General features: G+C 70.8%; 22 protein-coding genes and 1 tRNA gene. 12 read left to right on the forward strand and 11 right to left on the reverse strand.

Going from position 1 to position 23670, the window contains the following annotated elements; genetic code table 11:
* Nucleotides 1-119 precede the first annotated feature (119 nt).
* The 4 genes from pstS to pstB are packed head-to-tail and all read left to right on the forward strand — an operon-like array spanning nucleotide 120 to nucleotide 4032.
* Nucleotides 120-1223 carry a phosphate ABC transporter substrate-binding protein PstS gene (gene pstS / locus V3N99_07915; GenBank protein MEO3936674.1) on the forward strand — a complete coding sequence of 368 codons (1104 nt, stop codon included), beginning with the start codon at nucleotides 120-122 and terminating at the stop codon, nucleotides 1221-1223.
* A gap of 60 nt (nucleotides 1224-1283) precedes the next feature.
* The gene (pstC, locus tag V3N99_07920) at nucleotides 1284-2279 is read left to right on the forward strand and encodes a phosphate ABC transporter permease subunit PstC (protein MEO3936675.1); all 996 of its coding nucleotides are present in this window, start codon (nucleotides 1284-1286) and stop codon (nucleotides 2277-2279) included.
* Nucleotides 2276-3226 (forward strand): phosphate ABC transporter permease PstA, encoded by a 951-nt coding sequence (gene pstA / locus V3N99_07925; GenBank protein MEO3936676.1) that lies wholly within the window; start codon nucleotides 2276-2278, stop codon nucleotides 3224-3226. The genes pstC and pstA overlap by 4 nt, the downstream gene beginning before the upstream one ends.
* A 29-nt stretch (nucleotides 3227-3255) precedes the next feature.
* Nucleotides 3256-4032, forward strand: a complete 777-nt coding sequence (pstB, locus tag V3N99_07930; protein ID MEO3936677.1) for a phosphate ABC transporter ATP-binding protein PstB — start codon at nucleotides 3256-3258, stop codon at nucleotides 4030-4032.
* Between the two features lie 5 nt (nucleotides 4033-4037).
* Here the strand turns inward: pstB and V3N99_07935 are convergent, their stop codons facing one another.
* The 6 genes from V3N99_07935 to V3N99_07960 all read right to left on the reverse strand — a co-directional run bounded on the left by V3N99_07935 (nucleotide 4038) and on the right by V3N99_07960 (nucleotide 8987).
* Nucleotides 4038-4202 carry a hypothetical protein gene (locus V3N99_07935; protein MEO3936678.1) on the reverse strand — a complete coding sequence of 55 codons (165 nt, stop codon included), beginning with the start codon at nucleotides 4200-4202 and terminating at the stop codon, nucleotides 4038-4040.
* Between the two features lie 477 nt (nucleotides 4203-4679).
* Nucleotides 4680-5288, reverse strand: a complete 609-nt coding sequence (locus tag V3N99_07940) for a hypothetical protein (GenBank protein MEO3936679.1) — start codon at nucleotides 5286-5288, stop codon at nucleotides 4680-4682.
* 182 nt (nucleotides 5289-5470) lie between these two features.
* Nucleotides 5471-6856 carry a type VII secretion protein EccB gene (eccB, locus tag V3N99_07945; GenBank protein MEO3936680.1) on the reverse strand — a complete coding sequence of 462 codons (1386 nt, stop codon included), beginning with the start codon at nucleotides 6854-6856 and terminating at the stop codon, nucleotides 5471-5473.
* Nucleotides 6853-8319, reverse strand: coding sequence for a type VII secretion integral membrane protein EccD (eccD, locus tag V3N99_07950; GenBank protein ID MEO3936681.1), 1467 nt, complete (start codon nucleotides 8317-8319; stop codon nucleotides 6853-6855). Before eccD ends, eccB begins: the two co-directional genes overlap by 4 nt.
* Before the next feature lie 8 nt (nucleotides 8320-8327).
* Entirely contained in the window at nucleotides 8328-8636 is a 309-nt protein-coding gene (locus tag V3N99_07955) for a hypothetical protein (GenBank protein ID MEO3936682.1), read from the reverse strand.
* Between the two features lie 33 nt (nucleotides 8637-8669).
* Complete coding sequence (locus V3N99_07960) at nucleotides 8670-8987, reverse strand: WXG100 family type VII secretion target (protein ID MEO3936683.1); 318 nt, start codon at nucleotides 8985-8987, stop codon at nucleotides 8670-8672.
* 211 nt (nucleotides 8988-9198) lie between these two features.
* Between V3N99_07960 and eccCa the strand changes: the two genes are divergently transcribed.
* Nucleotides 9199-13224, forward strand: a complete 4026-nt coding sequence (eccCa, locus tag V3N99_07965; protein MEO3936684.1) for a type VII secretion protein EccCa — start codon at nucleotides 9199-9201, stop codon at nucleotides 13222-13224.
* A 9-nt stretch (nucleotides 13225-13233) separates the two neighbouring features.
* Here the strand turns inward: eccCa and V3N99_07970 are convergent, their stop codons facing one another.
* Nucleotides 13234-13758: a PspC domain-containing protein gene (locus V3N99_07970; GenBank protein MEO3936685.1), complete on the reverse strand. Its 525-nt coding sequence runs from the start codon at nucleotides 13756-13758 to the stop codon at nucleotides 13234-13236.
* Nucleotides 13759-13865: 107 nt separating this feature from the next.
* On the opposite strand from V3N99_07970, the gene V3N99_07975 reads away from it, so the two are divergent.
* Complete coding sequence (locus V3N99_07975; GenBank protein MEO3936686.1) at nucleotides 13866-14540, forward strand: Pr6Pr family membrane protein; 675 nt, start codon at nucleotides 13866-13868, stop codon at nucleotides 14538-14540.
* A gap of 72 nt (nucleotides 14541-14612) precedes the next feature.
* A complete protein-coding gene (locus tag V3N99_07980) occupies nucleotides 14613-15002 on the forward strand; it encodes a hypothetical protein (protein ID MEO3936687.1) in 390 nt (129 codons plus the stop codon).
* A 37-nt stretch (nucleotides 15003-15039) separates the two neighbouring features.
* Here the strand turns inward: V3N99_07980 and V3N99_07985 are convergent, their stop codons facing one another.
* Complete coding sequence (locus tag V3N99_07985; protein ID MEO3936688.1) at nucleotides 15040-15840, reverse strand: hypothetical protein; 801 nt, start codon at nucleotides 15838-15840, stop codon at nucleotides 15040-15042.
* A gap of 232 nt (nucleotides 15841-16072) precedes the next feature.
* On the opposite strand from V3N99_07985, the gene V3N99_07990 reads away from it, so the two are divergent.
* The 5 genes from V3N99_07990 (at nucleotide 16073) to V3N99_08010 (ending at nucleotide 18829) form a co-directional block, all read left to right on the forward strand.
* The gene (locus tag V3N99_07990; protein ID MEO3936689.1) at nucleotides 16073-16504 is read left to right on the forward strand and encodes a zinc-binding dehydrogenase; all 432 of its coding nucleotides are present in this window, start codon (nucleotides 16073-16075) and stop codon (nucleotides 16502-16504) included.
* On the forward strand, nucleotides 16477-16776 hold the full coding sequence (locus tag V3N99_07995) for a hypothetical protein (protein MEO3936690.1): 300 nt from the start codon (nucleotides 16477-16479) through the stop codon (nucleotides 16774-16776). The genes V3N99_07990 and V3N99_07995 overlap by 28 nt, the downstream gene beginning before the upstream one ends.
* A gap of 237 nt (nucleotides 16777-17013) precedes the next feature.
* A tRNA-Lys gene (locus V3N99_08000) sits at nucleotides 17014-17086 on the forward strand.
* A gap of 292 nt (nucleotides 17087-17378) precedes the next feature.
* On the forward strand, nucleotides 17379-17621 hold the full coding sequence (locus tag V3N99_08005; GenBank protein ID MEO3936691.1) for a helix-turn-helix domain-containing protein: 243 nt from the start codon (nucleotides 17379-17381) through the stop codon (nucleotides 17619-17621).
* Entirely contained in the window at nucleotides 17618-18829 is a 1212-nt protein-coding gene (locus tag V3N99_08010) for a site-specific integrase (GenBank protein MEO3936692.1), read from the forward strand. The genes V3N99_08005 and V3N99_08010 overlap by 4 nt, the downstream gene beginning before the upstream one ends.
* Nucleotides 18830-18968: 139 nt before the next feature.
* Here the strand turns inward: V3N99_08010 and V3N99_08015 are convergent, their stop codons facing one another.
* The 3 genes from V3N99_08015 to V3N99_08025 all read right to left on the reverse strand — a co-directional run bounded on the left by V3N99_08015 (nucleotide 18969) and on the right by V3N99_08025 (nucleotide 22016).
* Entirely contained in the window at nucleotides 18969-20216 is a 1248-nt protein-coding gene (locus V3N99_08015; GenBank protein ID MEO3936693.1) for an ATP-binding protein, read from the reverse strand.
* Between the two features lie 95 nt (nucleotides 20217-20311).
* Nucleotides 20312-21448 carry an alkaline phosphatase family protein gene (locus V3N99_08020; GenBank protein MEO3936694.1) on the reverse strand — a complete coding sequence of 379 codons (1137 nt, stop codon included), beginning with the start codon at nucleotides 21446-21448 and terminating at the stop codon, nucleotides 20312-20314.
* Nucleotides 21449-21686: 238 nt separating this feature from the next.
* Nucleotides 21687-22016 carry an Lsr2 family protein gene (locus V3N99_08025; GenBank protein MEO3936695.1) on the reverse strand — a complete coding sequence of 110 codons (330 nt, stop codon included), beginning with the start codon at nucleotides 22014-22016 and terminating at the stop codon, nucleotides 21687-21689.
* Nucleotides 22017-23670: the final 1654 nt, after the last annotated feature.

The raw sequence follows: 23670 nt of genomic DNA on the forward strand, positions 1-23670 counted from the left end.
TGCGTTAACCCGTCGGGCAGAACCCTTCACCGGGCTCCCTTATGTTCTGTGCGAAGGCCGCGCTGACTGCCATGGCGCCCGGCCTCCGCCCAGACATCGTCTTTCGAGAGGGATCCCCCGTGCGCATCACCCGTTCCAGTGCCGTCGGCGCCGTCGCCATCGTGGGAGCGCTCGTGCTCTCGGCCTGTGGCAGCGACAACACCTCGACCGGCGGGTCCGGCTCCAACGGCTCCGCGTCCGTCACGGCCGGTGACTGCTTCTCGGGCACCCTGGACGCCGAGGGGTCGACCGCCCAGAAGACCGCCATCGAGCAGGCCATCAAGACCTACCAGCAGGCCTGCAGCGACGCGACGATCAACTACAACGCGACCGGCTCCGGCTCCGGCATCAAGCAGTTCACCGCCGGTAACGTCAAGTTCGCCGGCTCCGACTCGGCCCTCAAGCCCGCCGAGCAGACCGCCGCCACCGCCACCTGCGGCTCGCCCGCCTGGGACCTGCCCATGGTCGCCGGCCCCATCGCCGTGGTCTACAACGTCAAGGGCGTCGACAAGCTCGTGCTCAACGCCGAGGTGATGGCCAAGATCTTCCAGGGCGTCATCACCACCTGGGACGACCCGGCCATCAAGGCCCTCAACTCCGGCGCGACCCTTCCGTCCACCGCCATCAAGGTGTTCTTCCGCTCCGACGACTCGGGCACCACGGAGAACTTCACCAAGTACCTCAAGGCCGTCGCCCCCGACGCCTGGCCCGCGGACCCGGCCAAGAAGTGGGCCGGCAAGGGTGAGGGCAAGGAGAAGTCGGCCGGGGTGTCGACCGCCGTCGCCCAGACCGACGGTGGCATCACCTACACCGAGCTCTCCTACGCCCAGCAGAACAAGCTCTCCATGGCGCAGGTCGACACCGGCAGCGGCGCCCCCGTCGAGCTGACCGGCGAGTCGGCCGGCAAGGCGATCGCGGTGGCGACACAGGCTGGCGAAGGCAATGACCTCGCCCTCAAGCTCGACTACGCCACCAAGGTGGAGGGGGCTTACCCCATCGTCCTCGTGACCTACGAGATCGTGTGCTCGAAGTACGCTGACCCGGCAGTGGGCAAGAACGTCAAGTCGTTCCTCACGAGCTTCGCCTCCGACAGCACCCAGCAGTCGCTCTCGGCGCTCGGCTATGCTCCCCTTCCCGCCGAGGTGGCGACCAAGGTCAAGACGGCCATCGCGGCCATCGGCTGACCCAGCAATCAGAGCCCGCAGACCCCCCACATCACCCGGCAGCAAGGGAAGACTGATCGCGTGACATCAGTGACCGGCGTGCCGGTAGCCGAGCTCCCCGACGGAGAATCCCCCGCCGGGGAGCTCGGCTCAACCGGCCGGCTCGGAGACCGCCTCTTCTTCGGCGCCGCCCAGGGAGCGGGCCTCATCGTCATCGCGATGGTCACGCTGATCGGCGTCTTCCTCGTCGCCCAGGCGGTCCCGGCCCTCCTGGCCAACAACGCCAACTTCCTCACCTCGAGGGAGTGGTCACCCGGGGGCGACAACCCGCGGTTCGGCATCGTCGAGCTCCTGTGGACGACGGTGATGGCCTCCATCATCGCCATGGCCATCGCCGTCCCCGTCGGGATCGCCGTCGCCCTCTTCATCACGCAGTACGCCCCGGCTTGGCTGAAGCGGCCGGCCGCCAGCCTCGTGGACCTGCTCGCGGCCGTCCCCTCGATCGTCTACGGGCTGTGGGGGGCCCTGACCTTCCGCGGAGTGGTCAAGCCGGTCGAGGACGCCATCCAGAGCGTGCTCGGCTGGATCCCGTTGTTCGCCAAGACCAACATCAGCGGCGGCACGATCTTCTTCATCGGCATCGTGCTCTTCATCATGGTGCTCCCCATCGTCACGGCGCTCTCACGCGAGGTGTTCGACCAGACACCCATCACGCACAAGGAGGGCGCGCTGGCCCTGGGTGCGACCAAGTGGGAGATGATCCGCACCTCGGTCCTGCCCTTCGGCCGTCCCGGCGTGATCTCCGCAGCCATGCTGGCCCTGGGACGCGCCCTCGGCGAGACGATCGCCGTCACCTTCCTCGTATCGACCCTCGCGCCGGGCCGAGCCTGGACCTGGTCGATCTTCAACGGCGGCGAGACCTTCGCCTCGCGTATCGCGAACAACGCGGCCGAGTTCGACAGCCCGCTCAAGACGGGCGCCTACATCGCGGCCGGCCTCGTGCTGTTCCTCCTGACGTTCATCGTCAACGCCATCGCCCGAGTCGTCATCGAACGCAGGAAGGCCTTCACCGAATGACCGCCTCAGCAGAGACCAGCGGATCGACCGCTCGCGCCAACGCTGCGCAGGCCGGTCGTACGCTCACGGGTGACCCGCTGGACCTGGGACAGAAGTCTGCCGCTCGCGGCATCAAGGACGCGATCGCTCGGGTCGTCATGTGGGCCTCGTTCGGCATCGCCATGGTTCCCCTGGTCTGGATCCTGTACACGGTGGTCAGCAAGGGCCTCGCACTCCTGCTCACCTCGAGCTGGTGGACCCAGTCTCAGCGCAACATCAACTCCATCGACGTCGGTGGTGGCGCGGTGCACGCCATCCAGGGAACGTTGCTCCAGGCCGCCGCCACCGCGGTCGTGGCGGTGCCGATCGGCATCCTCACCGCGGTCTACCTCGTGGAGTACGGCCGGGGCACCCTGGCGCGGGTGACGTCGTTCATGGTCGACATCCTCACCGGCGTGCCGTCCATCGTCGCCGCCCTCTTCATCTACGCCGTGTGGGTTACCACCTTCGGCTTCGGGCGGACCGGGCTCGCCGTGTCCCTCGCCCTCATGCTGCTCATGGTCCCGGTCGTGGTGCGGTCCACGGAGGAGATGCTCAAGCTCGTGCCCAACGAGCTGCGTGAGGCGTCGCTCGCTCTGGGCGTGCCCAAGTGGAGGACGATCGCCAGGGTCGTGCTCCCCACGGCCTTCTCTGGCATCATCACCGGGGTCCTGCTCGGTCTCGCTCGCATCATGGGTGAGACCGCTCCCCTGCTGATCCTCGGGCCCTACACCAAGAGCATCGCGACCAACCTGTTCAGTGGCAACATGCCGACGCTGCCCACGATGATCAACCAGGATCGCACCGAGCTCGGCATCGCCCCGGCCGTCGAGCGCATGTGGGCGACAGCACTCACCCTCATCCTGCTCGTCCTGCTCCTCAACCTCCTCGGCCGGGTCATCGCCCGGTTCGGCTCGGTCAGCCGCTGACCGCGGCCCCACGAAAGCGAGCAACACCCATGGGCAAGCGCATCGACGTCAAGGACCTCAACGTCTACTACGGCGACTTCAAGGCCGTCGAGGGCGTGACCATGACCGTCGAGCCCCGCACGGTCACCGCCTTCATCGGCCCGTCGGGTTGCGGCAAGTCCACCTTCCTGCGGACCCTCAACCGGATGCACGAGGTCATCCCCGGTGGGCGCGTGGAGGGCAGCGTGCGGCTCGACGACATCGACCTCTACGCCAAGTCGGTCGACCCGGTCGCCGTCCGTCGCTCGGTCGGCATGGTCTTCCAGCGCCCCAACCCGTTCCCGACGATGTCGATCTACGACAACGTCATCGCCGGGCTGCGCCTCAACGGCGTGAAGAACCGGGCCAAGCTCGACGAGGCGGTCGAGGCCTCCCTCAAGGGAGCCAACCTCTGGACCGAGGTCAAGGACCGGCTCAAGAAGCCGGGCGCCGGACTCTCGGGCGGGCAGCAGCAGCGCCTGTGCATCGCGCGGGCGATCGCCGTCCGCCCGCAGGTGCTGCTGATGGACGAGCCGTGCTCGGCCCTCGACCCCATCTCGACGCTCGCGATCGAGGACCTCGTCAACGAGCTCAAGTCGGAGTTCACGATCGTCATCGTCACCCACAACATGCAGCAGGCGGCGCGGGTCTCCGACCGGACGGCCTTCTTCAACCTCGCGGCAACCGGCAAGCCCGGTAAGCTGGTCGAGATCGGCGACACGACCAAGATCTTCAACAACCCGACCGAGAGCGCGACTGAGGACTACATCTCCGGTCGCTTCGGCTGAGCCGCTCAGGAATCCTCGTCGTCCGCGCCGTGGACGCCGAGGACCTCGTCGATCTGGCTCTCCGACAGGGGTCCGTCCGAGACGCTGGCCGCGATGATCAGCTCGCCGACGAGGTGGATCTCGTCGAGCAAGGCGGCGTCGCGCAGCTCGGTGTCGTCAAGGGAGCTCACAGGGCCCAACTCTAGGTGCGGACCTGCCCTCACGGGGCCGTGCGCCGGCACCTGAGCAGTTCTGGGCAGGAAATGGTCCCAACGGGTCATGCCTTCCCCCGCGGGTCGGGAAGCAGTCATGATGAGGACATGTCGACGTACCCGAGCAACGCTCGCACCGCGAACGACATCGTCGCCGACGAGACACCGGAACGTAGCCCGACCCCGTCGAGGGGCATCGGACCACTCGGGTCCTTCGACCATGCCTGGTGCACCCAGTGCAGCTGGCGCGGGCCGGGCCGACGAGCCCGGGCATCGGCCCGGGCCGACCTCGACCGGCATCTGCTCGCGTGCCACCGCAGCTGATCCCACCATCCCAGGGACAGTTGGGGGACGTCGGGCCGGGAGCACCTCACGGTGCAAGGCCGCTCGTAGCGGCTATATGTGGGACCCGGGGCATCCGCGGCCCGACGTCACCCAAGGATAACCCGGACGGGATCAGATGAGGTCGTCGAGGCGCCACAGGGCGGCGGCAGCGGCCAGGTCGTCAGCGGTGAGCAGCAGCTGGGCCGCCCGCTCGGCCGACTCCTCGCCCTCCGTACGCTCACCCCGCCCCGCGGCGACGACCCGACAGAACGACGCCGCCCGGTCGAGGGCGACGGCGAGATCCCCGGCGAAGACGCCGGCGAGGATGGCGTCGGCGACCTCCCGGACCTCCTGCGGGCCGACGGGATCGGCGGCGCCGGCGACGATGTGGTCGACGTCGGTGAAACGGACCCCGGCGGAGTAGTCGGAGCTGGCTTCCTCGGGAGATCGGCGTACCCACTCGCGGAGCACGTAGAGGCGCCACAGCGCTCCCGGCAGGCTCCGGGCCGGGCGGTGGGCCCACAGGTCGGCCACGGTCGACAGACCGAGCTCCTCCACCAGTGCGACCAGCCGCGCCGTCAGCACGGGGTCGTGGGACGACCGACCGGCGTGCACGAGCACCGCTGCCGTCTCGTGAGCAGCCTCGATCTCCTTCAGCGGGTCGTGACCACCGGCGTGAGCCTCGATGGCGGCCGGGGTGAAGAGAGCCGGCCGGCGCGGGTGCTTCGGCGACTCGCTCACGGCGCGGTCCCGAGCCGCGTGAGTGCTGCCGAGGCGGGTGCCGAGCGGGGACGCCGCAGGGGCGTGGGGCTCCCCGGGGTACGGCCCGACCCGGGGGTGGCACCGGTGCGGGGGGTCCGACGCGGGGGCGAGGTGGTGGCGCACGGGGCGCGGTGCAAAGGAGACACGATCGTCCAAGCGGATCACAGCGGTGCCTGCCTCGGCAAGCGGGGACCCGCAACCAGCTGCGCGAGGTCGGGCCCCGATCGGAGCAGACCGACCCAGGCCGAGGGGACGGACGGCGGGTCGACCTGCGCCAGACCCAGCCGGGCCAGGGTCTCCGGCGACGGGTCGACGACCGTGCTGGCCGTGCCCGTGGCGTCGACCAGGACCACCCGACCCTTACCCGGCAACGAGCCTGCCCTGACCAGAGCACCGTGACCCGGCTCGACGACGGTCTCCGGCGCCCCGGTCGGGCGCGCCAGCATCGAGTCGCCACTGATCAGCACCAGCTCCGTGAGCGACGCCCGCCCTGCTCCCGCGTCCAGGCGGGCACACGGGGTGCCGCTCGCCGCTGCGGGGAGGGCGGAGGGCCAGTCGTCCGGGACGAGGCCCCGGACTGCGCTGATGGGGGTCGCGACCAGATCGGCGTCGCTGACCGCCTGCGGTTGCCCGAGCGGGTGAGGTGCCGTCGCCCGAAAGACGGCCGCCGCGAAGGGCGTGAGCGGGGCGGTACCGTCGGCGAGCACGACCGATATCGCGCCACCGTGGTCGGTGGCGGACAGCAGCTGCCCCACCCGACGGGCCCGACCCGCCATCCTCGCACCCGGCGGGAGCGACTGCCCCAGGGACGTCCCTGCAGGAAGCCGGAACGCGCTGAGGTCGAGGGCGGTGCCGACGCTGAAGAGGTCGACCCACCGCCGGGGGACGGTCACCGGGGGCGCCGACAGGCCGAGATAGCGGGTGACGGCTTCCTCGTGGCCCACCGGGAGGGCATACCGACGGCCCGACACCAGCAGGTGCCCCTCGACGGCGGGTCGGTCGGCGACGCGAGCAGTCAGGGCCAGCCCCGTCGACGCGGGCGGCTGTGGCCGCGACGTGATGGTCGTCTGCACCCGTGAGCCGTCGGGACAGGCCACCCATCCTGTCGGCAGCAGGCTGGCCCGGGTCGGCAGCTCTTCGGGAGCGCCGGGGATGCCCAGCACCGGTCCGTGCGGGGCGGCCGCGATCGTCGCGTCGTCGACGACCTGCACCCTGCGCGTGTCGGTCGCGGGCAGGGCGAGCCGCGCCGACGTGGCGTTGAGCACCGGGTAGAGAGTGCCCCGGATGCTGACGAGGCGCGCGCCCGACCCTCGCCCCACCACCAGCTGCCCGTCGTGCCAACCCTCGGGCTCTGAGGTCGTGAGCAGCCCTGAGACGAGGGCACCCACGAGCAGGCACACCGCGACGGCCAGACCCCCGAGCAGCGGCCCGGGTCGAGGGAGGGCCCGTTCCTGTCCCTCGGCGTCGGCGGTGAGGAACGCGATGAGGACCCGGCGCCTTCGGTGGGCCTGCGCCTCGAGCAGGACCCGCGTGCTCGACGCCGTCAACGCCCCGCCCCCCGCACCGCCGCCATGAGGCCCACGGTCACGACGAGCAACGGCAGGAGCGCGCCCAGGGCAAGCCCTTCGACGAGGTCGAGGACCTGCTCCCACCGCGGGCCCGGCCGTGGCGGCACGACCACCGACGCCAGGGCCAGGACGGCGGCTGCGCCGGCGGCGCCCGTGAGCCCGGCCGCCCACTCGGGGTGGAGCAGGAGGGAGGACACGATCCCCGAGACGACGATCGCGGCGCCTCCGGCGAGACCGACCAGGATCTCGAGCCGCAGGGCCAGCCGACGGGCCCGCAGCGCCGCGGTCGTCCCGCACGCGCAGACGATGCCGAGACCGGCCGGACCGAGCCCCACCAGGAGAGGCGAGCTCACGACGATCACGACGCAGACCCCCACGGTGACCCCGAGCACGAGGTGCCGGGCGCGCGTCACCGAGCGAGCCACGTCGGCGCGCACCACCGCGAGCTCGGGTGCCGGGGCACCCGCCAGCACCGAGCCGGCCGCCGCCAGGCCCCACCAGGGCGCGAACCGCGCGCCGACGCTCGTGCTCACGACGAGGACGGCGGCGATGGCGGCGGCGTCCACCCCGGTGAGGGCGTGGGTGGCACCGAGGGTCGCGGCGACGACGCCGACGACGACCGGCGCATGGAAGAGCCAGTGACGCTGCCGCAGCGCCAGCGGGCCGACCCGCCCCAGCACCACCACAGCGGCTCCGGCCCCCACCAGTGGCCAGCCGAGTCGGTCGTCGGACCGCAGGGCCAGCACCGACAGCGCGGCATAAGGCCCGGCCGCGAGGAGGACAGCTACCGTGGTGGCGTAGGCGCGCCGGGTGCGGCCGAGCAGCATGGCGACCACGACCAGACAGGCGGCAGCGGTGGCGGCCAGGGCTGCCGTGGGCCCGGACGGGTCATCCACCGTCCGGGCCACCAGCCCGGCGAGGACCAGGAGGATCGCAACCCCCGCAGCGACCCTGGTCGCCACCGCCGTCAGGCCCGGTCCCCACCGGGCTCCCAGGTCGTCCACGACATCGGCGACCGTCTGCGCCACGTCGTCGTCGCGCCAACCCACCGCGCCGGGGCCACCGGTGACCGCCCGGAGCTCGGGCGTGGGGACGAGCGCGAGGACCGCACCGTCGTCCACGGCCTGCGAGAGCAGGCTCACTCCAGGATCGAGCTGTCGGCCGTCCAGCCCGACAAGTGTCCAGCCACCCCAGGCATCGGCGCCGGCGACGGCGAGGAGCGTGACGATCTGCGGGACCAGCTCGACGACGGGGATCCGTGCGGGCAGGACGAGGTCACGGCGCCCACCGCGTGCCGTCACCGTGATCCGGACCAGGTCGTGGTGCGGTTCGCGCCCCACGGCCGAGTCGGCTCCCGACGGGTGAGAGGTGTCGAGCAGGGAGCTGGGGCGGCGTGCGGAGACGGTGTGCGGTGCGGCCGGCGAGCGCGTGACCAGAGCCATCCGGGGTCTCAGCCGCCCCACATACCGGCTCGGCGCACCTCGCCGCTACGGGCCTCCTCGGCCGCCTGGGCGACGAGCGGGGGCATGGCGTTCACGGCGACGAGCATGTCGGCGAAGGTGCGGTCCACACGGCCCTTGAAGCCGTCGTAGGCCTCGCGGGACGCGGTGCCCTCCCCCCAGTCGGCCATGGTGTTCAGCAGGTCGGTCGAGAGGGCCTCGAAGCCACTGCTCATCGACCCGTGGATGGTGCGAATGTGGTCGGCCATGCCGTCGAGCTGCTCGGCCCCGACCCGGATGAGTCCACCGTCGTTCGTCATCGTGCTGCCTCTTTCGTGGTGGTCATGAGGGCCTCAGGCCCTCGTCGAGAGCCGGGTCGCCGCCCGGCTGAAGGTGGCGGCCGACGCGTCCTGCTGGGCGGCGACCTCCGACTCCTGACGGTCGAGTCGGCCCGCGAAGCCCTCCATGTCGCGCACGATGGCCTGCGCGTCGTCGAGCCAGTGACCGATCAGCACGAAGAACGCTGCCGCAGCCGGACCCTGGTAGTCGCGCCGCAGCGCCTCGGCCTCGGTCATCAGGCGGCGCAGGTCGCCCTGGAACTGCGCCTCGCGGTCTCGGACCGCTCCTGCCGCCGCCCTCTGGGCACCGGCACGTTGTTGTTGCGTGGTCACAGATCCTCCTCGTCAGTGGCCGGGAGACCCGGCGCTGACACCCCCAGTGGATGTCGACAGCCCGAGCCTAGGCAGAACGGGTGACCCCAAAACCGTTGTCCACAGGACGTTTTCGCACCGAGGCCCTCCCGTCCTCCGCCCGTCGCAGTTGTCCACAGGCAAGCCGTGGTCAGCGCTCGGACCGACCGGGAGCGATCTAGTCTTCGACCCCATGACGGCGACGACCACGAGACCCTCGACCGACCGAGACGGCCCACCTGGGGTCCCGCCCGGCGCGCCGTCCGAGGTCATCGAGCTGCGCCCTGCGCCGGCGCTGCCACCCGGTGAGAGCCTGCTCCAGGGGCTGGCCCTGTCGGCCCTGCCGATGGTCGGCTCCCTGGGCTCGGTCGCCTTCGTCGCGACGAGTGGCCACGGCTCCACGCAGAGCTATGCCGCGGCCGGGATGTTCCTCGTGGCCTCGCTCGGCTTCGTGGCGGCCAACCTGTGGCGCACCCGCTCAGGCGGGCGGGGCCGGTGCAGGGCCGTCCGCCGCGACTACCTCGGATACCTCGCTCGCATCCGGGCGCAGGCCCGGGCCGGTGCAGACGCCCAGCGCCAGCAGCTCACGTGGAGCCATCCCGAGCCCGCCGCCCTCGCCGTGCTGGTCGAGGACGGTGCGCGCCTCTGGGAGCGCACCGAGGCACCCCGAGTCGTGGTCCGCTACGGCCGGTCGACGCAGCCGTCGTCCCCGGTGCTGCACATCGCCGAGAGCGACGCGCTCGACGAGGTCGACCCCCTCTGCGACGAGGCGGTGCGGCGACTGGTGGCGGTTCACCGCGAGCAGCCCCACCTGCCGAGCGTCGTGGCCCTGGACGACCTGACCGACATCGAGGTCACCGGTCGGCCTGATGACGTCCGGGCCGTGGCCCGGGCGATGATCGTCCACGCCGCGACCTTCCACTGTCCAGACCGGCTGGTCGTGGCCGTGGTCGCCGGGCACCGCACGCTGGAGCACTGGGACTGGGTGAAGTGGCTCCCCCACAGCTCAAGCCGGCAGCTGCGGGACGCGGGCGGCGGCACTCGCCTGGTCGCCGCCACGATCGACGAGCTGGCTCCCCTGCTCTTCGCCCAAGACCCTCGTGCCACCGGACGTCCGCCTCATCTCGTGCTGGTCGTCGACGGCGCGGAAGCCGCGTGGGACCACCCGCTGCTACCCAGCGGTGGACGGCCGGGGCTGACGGTCCTGCGTCTCGAGAAGCCTCGGGTGCCCGTCGGCGACCGCGACGACGCCGGCGACTGCCGGGTGCCTGCGGTCTCACTGGACCTGCGCCCATCGGGTCGCGGTGCGGTCAGCACGGACGTCACCACGACGGCTGACGGGGTCACCACCCACGGCCAGGCGGACCTGCTGGGCCTGACGGGGGCAGAGGCCACGGCCCGTCGGCTCCTCGGAGCCTGGGCCCGCAGGCTCCGGTCCGGCGACCCGGGCACGCTGCCCGGTCGAGGGCTCACCGACCTGCTCGGTCTCGGCGACGTCAGGGCCCTCGACCCCGCACGGTCCTGGCGGTCTCGCCCGACCCGCGACCTGTTGCGGGTGCCCCTCGGCACGGGCCCCAATGGTGAGGTGGTGCACCTCGACCTCAAGGAGTCGGCCGAGCAGGGCGCCGGGCCGCACGGCCTGCTCATCGGGGCCACGGGCTCCGGCAAGTCGGAGCTGCTGCGCACGCTGGTCCTCGGCCTGGCCCTGACCCATTCTCCCGAGGTGCTCAACCTGGTGCTGGTCGACTTCAAGGGCGGGGCCACCTTCGCGGGGATGTCACGCCTGCCGCACGTGTCGGCCATGATCACGAACCTCTCCGACGAGCTGACCCTCGTCGACCGGATGCAGGACGCGCTGTCGGGCGAGCTCACCCGTCGCCAGGAGCTGCTGCGGGCCAGCGGCGGGCACAGCTCGCAGCGTGACTACGAGCGGGCCCGCACGAGCGGGGAGTCTCCCGACCTGGCCCCGCTGCCGACGCTGCTCGTCGTCTGCGACGAGTTCTCCGAGCTGCTGAGCGCCAAGCCCGAGCTCGTCGACCTGTTCGTCGCCGTCGGGCGGCTCGGTCGGTCCCTGGGGGTGCACCTCCTGCTGGCGTCGCAGCGACTCGAGGAGGGCCGACTACGAGGCCTCGACAGCCACCTGTCCTACCGTCTGGCCCTGCGCACCTTCTCGGCGGCGGAGTCACGAGCCGTCATCGGCGTCCCCGACGCCTACGAGCTACCGGCCGTCCCCGGGATCGGTCTGCTGCGTGACGACCCGACCTCGCTGAGGCCCTTCACCGCGGCCTACGTCTCGGGCCCGGCGAGCCGCGCCGTCACACCGTCGGACGGCGCCGGCGGGGGGCACGGGCGCAGGGCCCACCCGCCGATCGTCCCCTTCGTCACCGGGACGGTGGCCCAGTCCGTGCGTGGGGAGGCGACGACCGGGATCGGACCGCTGGCGGCGGGCGGGGCCGGGGCCGCGATGGTCCCGGCAGCGCCGCCGTCCCTGCTCGACGTCGCCGTCGCGGCGATGGCCGGGCACGGGCCACCGGCCCACCGCATCTGGCTCCCGCCCCTCGACGTCCCCGACACCCTCGATGCCCTGCTACCGCACCGGGGACCGGACGGTCGTCGCGCCGGTTCACCGCTCCCCCAGAGATCCCCGTCGCTGCGTATCCCGCTGGGCACCCTCGACCGTCCGCGCGAGCAGCGACGGGAGGTGCTGTGGGCCGACCTGTCGGGGCCGGACGGTCACGTCGCCGTCGTCGGCGCTCCGCGGTCTGGGCGGTCGACAGTGCTGCGCACGATCGTCGTCGGGCTCGCCCTCACCCACACCGCCGCCGAGGTGCAGGTCTACGTGCTCGACTTCGGTGGCGGCTCCTTCACCGCGTTGCGCGACCTGCCCCATGTGGCCGGTGTGGGCACCCGGACGGAGCCCGAGGTGGTCTCGCGGATCGTCGCCGAGGTCACGACGGTGCTCGACGACCGGGAGCGGTTCTTCCGGGCCCACGGGGTCGACGGCATCGAGGGCTACCGCGCGCGGCGGGCGGTCGGCGGGCTCGGTGGGCTCGACGACGGCTGGGGCGATGTCGTCCTCGTCATCGACGGGTGGGGGACGCTGCGCACCGAGCTCCCCGACCTCGAGCCGCAGCTGCAGTCGATCGGCCAGCGCGGCCTGACCTTCGGTGTGCACCTGGTGACGAGCGCGACCCGGTGGATGGACTACCGGGCGAGCCTGCGCGACGTCCTCGGCACCCGGGTGGAGCTGCGCCTCGGCGACCCGATGGACTCCGAGATCGACCGACGGCTCGCGGCCACGGTGCCCGCTGGTCGGCCGGGCCGCGGGCTCGTCACGTCGGGTCACCACTTCCTTGCGGCGCTCCCCCGCATCGACGCCGACCCCTCGACGGCGACACTAGCCGCCGGGATCTGCGACGTGGTCGCCCAGGTCGCCGGGACCGCAACCGGACCGCCTGCACCACGGCTGCGGCTGCTGCCCGTCAGCGTCGACCTCGAGCAGACGCGGCGCCTGGCACCCACCTGCCCCCTGCTGCTGCTGGGGCTCGGCGAGCGCGATCTGCGCCCGGTCGGTCTCGACGTGGCGCAGGACCCGCACCTGCTGGTCCTCGGGGAGGCCCGGTCAGGCAAGTCGGCGACCCTGCGCACCTACCTGAACGAGGTGCGACGGCTCCATACTCCGGAGTCGGCGCAGGTGTTCCTCGTCGACTACCGGCGCAGCCACTTGGGCGAGGTCCCCGACGAGTGGGTCGCTGACTGCGCGACGACCGCTGACCGCACGGCCGAGCTGGCCCGAGGCCTGGCGGCCTTCCTCGCGGAGCGACTCCCCGGCCCAGACGTCTCACCGGCGCAGCTGCGGGCCAGGTCGTGGTGGCAGGGTCGTGAGGCCTACGTCGTGGTCGACGACCACGAGCTGGTCACCGCGTCCCACACCAACCCCCTCGAGCCTCTCGTCCCCCTGCTCGCGCGCGCGACCGACGTGGGCCTGCACGTGGTCGTCGCCCGCCGCAGCGGTGGGTTCGGCCGTGTGCACGACGGGCTGCTCACCGCCCTGCGCGACCTGGCCCAGCCGGCGCTGGTGCTCAGCGGAGACCCGTCCGAGGGTTCCGTCCTGGGCAACCTGCGCCCCGGCCCGGCTCCGGCCGGGCGCGGACGCCTGCTCACCCGCGACGGGGTGGAGTCGCTGCAGGTCGCCTGGTCGGCGCCTGTGGCCGGGTGAGCGCCACGCTCACGAGAGCCAGGAGTCCTGGGGCGGCGGGGTCTGCGAGGGCTTGACGAGGGAGGGCGACTGCGGCGCAGCGGCATCCGGTGCGGTGGTCGGCGCCGAGGCGGGGGCCGACCGGCGACGGTTCCAGACGAACCAGCCGACGACGCCGGCCACGGCCAGGGGGACGATCCATCCGACTCGGGCGTGGAGCCCGGCGTCGGGCACCAGCACGAGCACGGTGGCGACCAGGAGCAGGATGGAGGACGTCCGACCGCCCTTGAGGGCCTGCTCGAGGTGCACGCGACCCTCGCCGTCAGGCAGCATCAGCCAGGCCGCGAGGTAGAGCACGAGGGCGGGGCCGAGGAGGGCGGCGACGACCGCGAGGATCCGCACGACCTTGACGGAGACCCCCAACCGCTGGGCGAGGCCGGAGCAGACGCCGGCGATGACGTGGTCGGAGGACCGGCTCACGGGGCTGCGACGAAGGGTGGCGAAGAGCCGGTCGAGGCCCGTGCCGCTGGACTGGGACTGAGGTGTGGTGGTCATGTCTCGACTGTGCATCCGTGCGGCACCCCCCGGTCAGTGGGTGAGACCCTGACCCGACCCTGAACGCACCCCGGCGCGGTCCTGAGGCCGACCGCTACCGTGGGGACATGTCGATGCTGCGGCTTGCCCGCCCCTGGCACCTGCTCACCCTCAGTGCGGCGGTGGTCGCGCTGGTCCTCCAGCTCGTGCTGATCCTCCAGGGGCAGACCACGGTCGACGGCGTCGTCGCCAGCACCGGGGGCGAGGCCGTGCGGCGCTACTTCTCGTACTTCACCATCCAGTCCAACCTCCTCGTGGCCGTGTCGACCTTCCTCATCGTGAGCGGGCGTTGTGACAGTCGGGCCTTCCGCGTGGTGCGGCTGGCGTCGCTCGTCGGCATCGCGGTCACCGGGGTCGTCGCCGCGGTGGCCCTGCCCCCGTCGCCGACCTACACCACGGCCAACCTGCTCTGCGACCGGCTGCTGCACGTCGCCGTACCGGTGCTGACCGTGGTCGGCTGGGTGGCGTTCGGCCCCCGCGATCGAGCCGCGGTGCGCGACATCCCGCCGGCGCTCGCCTGGCCGGTCGTGTGGCTGGTGGCCACCCTGTCGCTCGGCCCCGTCGTCAACTGGTATCCCTACCCGTTCCTCGACGTGGGCACCCTCGGGCTGCCCCGCGTGCTGGTGACGTGCCTGCTGGTGGCGGTGTTCTTCGTGGCGCTGTGCGCCCTGGCCGTCGGGCTCGACGCCCGCCTCTCGGGGAGGTCCCGACCGTCCACTCCAGGACACCCAGGCGCGGTGTGACGTCGTACGCCTCTGGACGGCGTGAGGCGCGGCGGGATGGGTGGGCAGAGAACCAACGGGTATGACAGGCCCATGAGCCCTGAGCGCACCAGCTTCCCGTTCGCCTTCGAGGACCGCTACGTCGCGCCCGCTCGACTCTTCGGCGTGACGCCGGCCTCCACGTCGATCGTCGTGGAGGCCGGGCGACTGGTCGCGCACTTCGGTCCGTGGCACGTCGACACCCCGTTGGCCAACATCGCCTCGGTGACCATCACCGGCCCCTACGCGTTCCTCAAGACCGCCGGACCAGCCCACCTCGGCATCACCGATCTGGGCCTGACCTTCGCCACGAACTCGCGCGAGGGCGTCTGCCTGGTGCTGCACGAGCGCATCCGGGGGATTGACCCGCGTGGCTGGATCCGGCACTCCAACCTCACCCTGACCCCGCAGGACTGCCCCGGACTGGCCTCCGCCCTGCGTTGACCCGCACCGCGGTCCAACGGCCGCGGTGGTCGCGGATTCAGGGCTGAGCCGGGCCAGCTGCCGGAGCGGTGGGAGCCGCCGTCGTGGGAGCGGTGGGCACAGCACCGGGGACCTGTGCGGTCGAGGTGGGGTCCGGCGTGGCGGTGGGGCTCGCGCTGGGCTCCGTCGGCGTCGTGGTCCAGCTGGACGACGGCGTGGGCGAGGCCGTGCCGCTGGCGATCCCGGTCGGGAGCGACGCGGTCGGGCCGGTGGTCGGCACGAGCGGAAGTGACGGAACGGTCGGCGCGACAGGACTGCTCGAGGCACCAGACCCCGTGACGGCCTCCCCGATGGAGGTGCCCGTCGAGGTTGAGTCGGAGATCGGGTGACCGAGCACGCGCTCGACCCCGGTGATGGCGCCGAGCGCGACGACGATTCCCAGGACGAGGCCTCCGGCGAGCCGAAGCCGGCGCCGGCGAGCCGCCGCTGGGTCGTCAGGAACCGGCTCCGACGTGGTCACCGGGGACACCGGCGACACCCGGGTCGCCAGTGGTGGAAGAGCACCCGCGACACGCCGCGTCGTGAGGCGCCCTCCGGCCGTGCGGATCGAGTGGGCGTAGACCGCCGTGCCGGTGGTCGCCACCAAGGAGCCCACGACGGCGCCGATGAGGGTGCCGGCGACTCCGAGGTAGGAGGCGGCCACGGCCGCGGTCGCGCTGGCCAGGGCGCTCCCGAGCACCTGCGGCAGGCTCAGCCCGAGCCTCGGGCGCGGCGGCCCGCTCTCGGCGGGACCACTCGGCGGCGGCGGGGTCTGCGGGGTCAGTGTGTCGGAGGAGGACGTGCTGGACGTGAGGGGCATACGGAGAGAAGGGCCTTCGTGTTTCATGGTTCGGTCACGCTGGAGGCCACCGTCGGCACTGCCGGCGGTCGTCTCGCGTCTCGTCTCGTCGTCCGCTTGGTCGGACCCCTCCACGATACGGCGCCTGTCTAAGCGTGACCTGTGACGTCGGTCCCCACAGGAGCAGCTGGACAGCGGCTACTCCATCGACGGGGCCTTCGCCGAGTACGCCGTCGCCAGCTCGACCTACGTCGTGACCGTGCCCCACGGCATCAGTGCGCTCGACGCAGCGCCGCTCACCTGCGCCGGCCTCACCACCTACAAGGCGCTGAAGGTCGCGCACGTCGAGCCCGCCGAGCGGGTCGGCATCTTCGGCATCGGGGGCCTGGGGCATCTCGCGGTGCAGTACGCGCACATCATGGGCGGCACCGTCGTGGCGGTCGACATCGAGGACACCAAGCTGGCACTGGCCCGAGAGCTCGGCGCCAGCCAGGTGGTCAACGCCGCCGAGACCGACCCGGTTGCCGCCATCCAGGCGGAGGGCGGGCTCGACGTCGCCCTGGTGCTGGCCGCGTCACCGGTCGTCTTCGAGCAAGCCTTCGCGTCACTGCGCCGCGCGGTCGTCTCGTCTGCGTTGCCCTCCCGCCGAAGGGCACCATGGCCATCTCGATCTTCGACACGGTGATCAAGGGCATCTCGGTCATCGGCTCCATCGTCGGCACCCGCCAGGATCTCGCGGAGGTCTTCGCCCTGCATGCGGCAGGACGCACCCGGGTCGTCGCCGAGACCCGCACGATCGAGCAGGTCAACGACGCGATCGCCGAGGTCCTCTCGGGTGCCGTGACGGCGCGTCTCGTCTTCGAGTTCGAGCCGGCAGCAGACCTCCCCGTGGTCGTGGCCGTCGAGACCGGCCGCGTTGCGGCCCCTCGGCTCGTCAGCGCGGCGGGCCGATCTTGACCAGCCACGCGCACGGCAGCCACGTCGTCCCGGCGCGACATCCGATTGGGTGATCACGGCAGCATCTCGACCTCAAGCCGAGGTAATGCCACTTCATCGGGGGTGAGGGCTGGCACCACACGACGGCGACAACGGCCTCGCCGTCACCCGGCCACAACGAGGACCGTCTCCTGGGGCTCGGGTAGGCTCGCCGCCAGATCGGTCCCGGCTCGCGCCATGCGTGGAAGGGGCCGTTCGGGGCCTCTAGCTCAATGGTTAGAGCTGCGGACTTTTAATCCGTAGGTTGTGGGTTCGAGTCCCACGGGGCCCACTACGTATCCCCGCAGGTCAGGCGCGCTCTCGGTCGGGAATCGAGAGGTCGTATGCCTAGTTCGACGCCCCCAGTGGTGCAGTTGGTGGTGCAGTTGGGCGGCTCATCCGGTCGCTGTAGCGCTCACCGGCTGCCGCTGACTCAGTACGTCTCACCCCGTCGCAGGCGCTCGCACGGTCCCTGCGCGGGTGAGCCCCCACAGCCCCCTGCCCCGCTTTCGGTAGGCGTGACCGAGATGACTTTCGACGATGTCCGCTCCATTGCCGAGCGCATTGACCAGCGGCTCCGGTCCATGGCCGAACACGAAGCCGCCATCAGGGCCGACCTCCAGGCACTGTCGTCCCTGACCCTGCCCGCTGCCGATGACCACCTCCTCGACGTCGCCGCCGCCGCGAGCTGGCTGGGGGTCTCCAGGGCCACGATGTTTCGCCTCATCCGCAACGACCCTCAGCTGCGTCACGTGAAGGTCGGTAAGCGCACCCTGTTCCGACCCGAGGACCTGCGTGGCTATGCCGCCCGTCTGGCGGAGTCATGAGCCCGACCCGGTCGGCCAACGGCCGATCCTCGATCTACCGGGACACCGGTGGGACGTGGCACGGGTGGGTCACGATGGGGCGCGATGAGAACGGTCGGGCCGTCCGCCGCCACGTCCGCGCCCGCACCAAGGCGGCCGCGACCGATCGCGTCACCGAGCTCGAAGGCCAGCGCCGCAGCACCGCACAGCTCGCCGCCACCAACTCGCGCCAAACCCTCGGCCAATGGCTCGACGAGTGGCTCGTGCACATCAAGCGCAGCCGCAAGACGAGGACGTTCACCACCTACGAGTCACTGGTGCGCACCCACTGCGCGGGTCTGCGGGACACCCAGCTGAACACCGTCACCGTGCGTCAGATTGACGACCTCCTCGACCACGTCGCGACGACGGTCAGCCCGACCACTGCCGGCAACGTGCACCGCACCCTGCGGGCCGCGTTCTCGACAGCGGTCCGACGCGGGCTCATCCCCGCCAACCCCTGCCGGTACGCCACTGTTGCCCGGGTGCACCACGTCGAGGTCCAACCCCTGACCGTGCCCGACGTACACCAGATCCTGACGGCCGCGAAATGCCAGCGCAACGCCCCGAGATGGTCGGTCGCGCTCGCCCTCGGACTTCGCCAGGGCGAGGCCCTCGCGCTGAAGTGGAGCGACCTCGACCTCGACGCCGGCACGCTCACCGTCCGCCGCCAACTCCAGCGCCACCCATGGGAACACGGCTGCAGCGAGGCCGCGCCCGCACACACCCCCGCTCGCTGTCCCCACCGTCACGGTGGCGGGCTGCGCTTCGACGACACCAAGAGCGGGGCCGGTCGGCGCCGGCTGGCGATCCCCCCGCAGATGCTTCCCCACATGCTGGACCACCGAAGAGCACAAGCCGAGGAGCGGCTCAGGGCAGGCTCAGGATGGCGCGACCTCGAGCTCGTCTTCGCGCGACCCGACGGCTCTCCCATCGACCCCCGCACCGACTACCAAACGTGGAAGACGCTGCTGGCCACCGCTGGCGTCCGTGCCGCCCGGCTGCACGACGCCCGCCACACTGCGGCCACCCTGCTGCTCGCCCAAGGTGTCGACGGCCGCGTCGTCATGAGCCTCATGGGCTGGAGTCAAGCGGTGCTGCTCACCCGGTACCAACACGTCATGGACTCGATGCGGATCGACGCCGCCGAGAGAGTCGGCCATGCGATCTGGGGCGACGCCGGCTTCTGACTTGAGAGGGGCCTGCGGGACCACGCACCCGAGCGGCAGCGAAAAGCGTCAGGTGCGAACCGTCAGGCTCGGCCGGTGAACGGATGCGCCCTCCCGCGCACGAAGACGCGCCCTCCGTTGAAGGAGCTCATTCAGACCCTCAGGACCGTTGTCCTGGAATGATGCTGGGGTCTTGGCGGGCGAGGTAGTCGGCCATTCCGGGGACGGTAAACGCGATCCGGCCGTACTCGGGTGAGTAGATCAGGCCCTTGTCGATGAGCTGGCCGCGGGCGACGCTGGTGGCTTTCTGCGACGACGACAGGGCGGACACCACGTCGGCGGTCGCGACCGCGGCCGTGTCATTGCCCACCGTGGCCCCCGGGTGTCGCGGTTGCCCGCCCCGGACGAGGTTGGCCATCGCGTGCAGGTAGGCCCGCTCAGTGGGGGTGGCTCGTTCCCACCTCGAGGGGAAGAAGCCGGCGTCGAGCTGCTCCCACCCGACGGTGATCGCGAGCCGCGCGTCGGCGACGGTGAAGACGGCGTCGGGGGCGAGGTCCCAGATCGCGGCCCCGAAGGTCTGCAGGAAGTACGGGTAGCCGTTGCTGACCTGCACCAGCTCGGCCAGCGCGTCCGGGGCGTAGTCCGCACCGAAGCGGCGGGCCGGCTCCGCCAGAGCGTCAGCGGCGTCAGCCGGGGACAGCGGCCCGATCGTGGTGTACGTGAAGAGCCGCTCAGCGTAGGAACGGGCCGAGCTGAGGACGGCCGGTAGGTTCGGCAGCCCGGCCCCGATCAGGAAGAACGGCAGCTCGCGCTGGTTGGCCATGTGCTGCACCGACAGCAACGCGGCCAGCAGTTCCACGTCGAGGTCCTGCAGCTCGTCGATGAATACCGCCAACGCCGACCCCTCTTGCTTCAAGACGGTGCACACGTCCTCGACCAGCTCCGGCAGGTCAATCTCCAACGTTCCCGTCCCGGCCCGCTCCATGCTCGTCGCCGGCGCCTCCCGGCTCATCGCGACGGGCCCCACCGAGACGGTGAACGACCCGATCACCTCCTGCAGCGTCCGCAGCACATGCTCGGCCCGGCGGCGGTGGCTGAACCGGCGCACCGCCGCCAGCAGCTCCCGCCCGAACTGGTGACGCACCGCCGCGGCCCCCGACCGCGAGGTCTGCGCCTCCAACGAGATCGTCACCCAGTCCGCAGGCTCCGCCACCGTGGTTCGCAAGTAGTTCAGCAACGCCGTCTTACCCACTCCCCGCAGCCCCGACAGCATCACCCCCCGGTCCGAGAGCCCGCGCGCGCTCCGAGCGACGACGAGGTCGAACGCGTCGATCAAGGCCTCCCGGCCCGTCAACGCCGGAGGCTGCCGACCCGACCCGGGGGTGTAGGGGTTCAGTTCTAAGTGCATGAGCAGACTCTAACGCGTTCTAGGAATGTTACTTAGATCGCAATCATTGGCTTAGACTCTGATCACGGCCGAGGTACCGAGCCCTGTGTCGCCGGCTAGGTGACGGGTTGGTCGTTGGGTGGGGGCAGGGTGCTGCCGTCGCGCAGGATCACGGGGCCGACGGCTGCGGAGTGGGGTGCGGGTGGCGGTGGGAGGGGTGTCGGGATGGGCGCCGGTGACGGCGGCGTCGGCTGGGTGATCGTGGTGCCGTACGCCGGTGGGGTGGGCGACGGCTTCGCAGTGGGGTCGACGAGGTCGGCCAGGGTCGGGGCATCGTCGAGACGGGGCACACCCAGGGGTGGCAGACCAAGGAGGTCGAGGACGGTCTTGCCGATGCTGGGGTGGCCGTTCCAGCGGGAGTCGATCCCGGACCGGACCGGCCCGCCGAACATCAGCAGCGGCACCCGCGGCCCGTAGGCGAGCTGGACCCCGTCGGGGGTTTGTTCCAGGTTCGGGGTGATGACGTGGTCGTCGTACCCGCCCCAGTCGTCCCAGCTGAGCAGGAACACGGTGGTGTCCCACAGTCCGGCGGTGACGACGGCGTCGACGGCCTGCCAGATCTTGTCCTGGCCCCGGGTGACGTCGGCTACGGGGTGCTCGTCGTAGGGGCTGTCATGCCACACCATCGACAGCTCCGGCAGCCCACCGTTCGTGGCGTCGGTCACGAAGTCGTCGGACCGCACGATGTTCTTTGAGCCGGTCAGTTGCTGGTAGAAGTTCACCGGGTAGCCGGACGAGCCGGTGTAGGCCTTCCAGGTGAGGCCGTGGTCGCCGGCGTGCCCGGGCAGGGAGGGCATGTCCCATACGGGGTCGGTCTGGGCGCGCGGCGGGTTGCGCAGCGTGGGGCTCTGCCCGCCGATGATGAGCAGGTGGTTCGGGGTGGAGTTCGTGCCGAACCCGGAGCAGTGGTTCTCGCAGAAGGCTCCGGTCTTGGCCAGCCAGGCGTAGTACGGGAGGACCGCGTCGGTGTCGATCTGGGTGTGCGCTGCCGGGGTCGCAGCCCTGTTCGCTTGGGCGTGCAGCCATTTCGCGTACGCCGCGCGGGTGTGCGCCTGGTCGTGCGCCGGCGGGTTCGGCTGGGTCGGCCAGCCGGTCGCTACGTTCGCCCCCCAGGCCCGCATCGAGGTGAAGTAGTGGTCGGTGGTGTGGTTCTCCTGCGTGAACACCACCACCCGCTCGACGATCTTGGCCATGAACCCACCATGGCGCCCACACGGTGGCCACGGCAAGCAAACACTTCACGATGCTGGTGCGCGTTTGGTCGGGGCTGGTCGGGGCTGGTCGGGGCTGGTCGGGGCTGGTCGGGGCCACGGCCAAGTTCGCCTACCTGCCCCAGGGCGGACCACCCCGCCCCGGGGACCGGCTTGAGCACCGACCAGCTTTTGGCCGGCCGGCCTGACCCTGCGGCCGCGGCTCGAGGAGCCGCCTGGATCAGTGGGCGGCGGCGTACGCGTCGACGATCTCCGCCTTGACGCGACCTCGAGCGGAGACCTCGTACCCGTTGGCCGCGGCCCACTCCCGGACCGCGCTCAGGTCGACGCGCTTTCCCGCCGAGCGGGGGCCCTTACGGGGACTGCCGCGACGCCCTACGACCTTGGTCGCCGCGCCGATATACGGCTTCATCAGCTTGTCGAACGCGGTCTTGTTCTTGGTGCTCAGATCAATCGTGTACTCGGTGCCGTCGTAGGTGAAGGTGACAGCGGAAGCGTCAGCCGAGCCGTCGAGGTCATCGGTAATCTGCTCGATCACAGTGCGGGCCATGCCCCAAGTGTCCCCTGCCGCGTGGTCGACGCGAGCACGCAACGCCGCCGGCCCCGGAGCACCCCCCAACCCCTCGGCGGCGGCGTCAAGGCTCATCAGTGCCTGGCTGGTCAAGACACAATGACGACGGCAGGCCAGATCTCGTCGTCTGTATCGGGAAGGATGGCACGAATGTGCATCTATCGCCGATAGTCCACCTTATGTCAGAAACTAGTCTGCGTACTGCACCAGATGAATCACCGGCACCCGCCTCTTCGTTGATCCCGGCCTGCACGCCGGTGGCCCTCGTCCTCGGCGTCACCGCCGCCCTGGTAACCGCGCTCCAGGTCGGCGCGCGGCACCTTGCCCGCCTTGAGCACTCCCCTGCGGGCCGCCGCCAAGGGGTGCTCTGCGACGCGCCGACCCGTTCGGCCACCACCCGACGGTCCATGCCGGGTCCGTAACATGGCGCCGACCGGAACCGCACCTTTTGCAATGGCCATGCGGGATCGCGAGGGTTCCGGCGGTGCTTGCAACAGCAATCGAGCCCGTTGCGGGCTCGGTGCTTGAGCTACTCTGGCAGGTTGCCGCACGTCATGTTTGCGATGATGTCCATCTCCCTGACCCTGCCTCAGAGGAAAATCCCCGATGACGGGCTTGGCCTGTGATCTTCACATTGATCTCTGCTAACTCTCATCGTCATCGTCCTCCGGCACAGGAAGCCAATCGTAGTTTGGATTCTCTCTCCGCATATGTTCTTCCCCTTCGGCAACAGTCTTTTGATATGCCGCAGCCATGTCGTCCCGACGGGGGTCACCAGACCACATGAGTTCTTGAACGGACCGTGGCATCGACCGGACCAGAATCTCACAGACTAGGTCGTCGGTTACAGTGCGCACCATGCGGGAAGAATCCCAGGCTACGGAAATCCAGCGCTTCTCACGCCAAGGGCCCCCAGCCGCTTGGGTAAAGGGCTCTGCCTGTTCGATGGCCGTTAGTACATCGAAAGCCAGCCCAAAAGGGACTTTGCCCCGCTGCAGCACAACGAACGTACGGATCATGTTGGGATCGCCTGGGACAAGCTCGACCATTTGTTGACTCCCGATTGGTAGGCACTGTGGTGACGCTGGTCAGCCCTCGATCTCGCTGCTTCGGGGCTGCAGCGGCCTCGAACTTGAGGTGGACCATCCCAAGCAGTAGGGCGGTGGCTCGGCGGTGTTGCCGGGGTAGGCCGTACGGTACGCCAAGGGCGTCGTCGGACTAGTGACGTTGCGGAAGACGCGCCGGTGCGGCGTCGCCTGGCCAGGCACCGCCGCTTGAGCTCAGCTCTGTAGACCTTCACCTACAGCGGGCGATCTTTACCGGTCAGTGGGCTCCTGCAGCCGGCGCAGCAGAATCACCGAGTCGGCCGCCATCCCAGCGTCACGTCGACTGCCTGAGCCGTGCCTGACCCGCTGGGCGTAATTGACCGTGGCCGTGACAAGGCTCCGCAGCTCGGCGTGCTCGGCGCCCCCGTAGGTTGCGCTCGACGTAGCGGCCGATGCGGCTCTTGGTCTTGTCGACTGGCAACTCGTTCTCGCCAGCGTCGAGGTGTGAAGGATCGAACGCCACTCCGCTTATAGCCTCGAGCACCGTGACGCATCGGTGGCCAGTGTCCTTGTAGTTGGCCGGTGTG

Source organism: Dermatophilaceae bacterium Soc4.6, from assembly GCA_039889245.1.
Classification (GTDB): domain Bacteria; phylum Actinomycetota; class Actinomycetes; order Actinomycetales; family Dermatophilaceae; genus Lapillicoccus.

Excerpts from the sequence above, each read along its gene's own strand:
- eccCa (MEO3936684.1), top strand. The coding sequence starts at position 9,199 with ATGACGGCGACGACCACGAGACCCTCGACCGACCGAGACGGCCCACCT.
- V3N99_07970 (MEO3936685.1), bottom strand. The coding sequence starts at position 13,758 with ATGACCACCACACCTCAGTCCCAGTCCAGCGGCACGGGCCTCGACCGG.
- V3N99_08010 (MEO3936692.1), top strand. The coding sequence starts at position 17,618 with ATGAGCCCGACCCGGTCGGCCAACGGCCGATCCTCGATCTACCGGGAC.
- V3N99_07985 (MEO3936688.1), bottom strand. The coding sequence starts at position 15,840 with ATGCCCCTCACGTCCAGCACGTCCTCCTCCGACACACTGACCCCGCAG.
- V3N99_08020 (MEO3936694.1), bottom strand. The coding sequence starts at position 21,448 with ATGGCCAAGATCGTCGAGCGGGTGGTGGTGTTCACGCAGGAGAACCAC.
- V3N99_08005 (MEO3936691.1), top strand. The coding sequence starts at position 17,379 with ATGGCCGAACACGAAGCCGCCATCAGGGCCGACCTCCAGGCACTGTCG.
- pstB (MEO3936677.1), top strand. The coding sequence starts at position 3,256 with ATGGGCAAGCGCATCGACGTCAAGGACCTCAACGTCTACTACGGCGAC.
- V3N99_08015 (MEO3936693.1), bottom strand. The coding sequence starts at position 20,216 with ATGCACTTAGAACTGAACCCCTACACCCCCGGGTCGGGTCGGCAGCCT.
- pstA (MEO3936676.1), top strand. The coding sequence starts at position 2,276 with ATGACCGCCTCAGCAGAGACCAGCGGATCGACCGCTCGCGCCAACGCT.
- V3N99_07975 (MEO3936686.1), top strand. The coding sequence starts at position 13,866 with ATGTCGATGCTGCGGCTTGCCCGCCCCTGGCACCTGCTCACCCTCAGT.
- V3N99_07995 (MEO3936690.1), top strand. The coding sequence starts at position 16,477 with ATGGCCATCTCGATCTTCGACACGGTGATCAAGGGCATCTCGGTCATC.
- eccD (MEO3936681.1), bottom strand. The coding sequence starts at position 8,319 with ATGGCTCTGGTCACGCGCTCGCCGGCCGCACCGCACACCGTCTCCGCA.
- V3N99_07955 (MEO3936682.1), bottom strand. The coding sequence starts at position 8,636 with ATGACGAACGACGGTGGACTCATCCGGGTCGGGGCCGAGCAGCTCGAC.
- V3N99_08025 (MEO3936695.1), bottom strand. The coding sequence starts at position 22,016 with ATGGCCCGCACTGTGATCGAGCAGATTACCGATGACCTCGACGGCTCG.
- V3N99_07980 (MEO3936687.1), top strand. The coding sequence starts at position 14,613 with ATGAGCCCTGAGCGCACCAGCTTCCCGTTCGCCTTCGAGGACCGCTAC.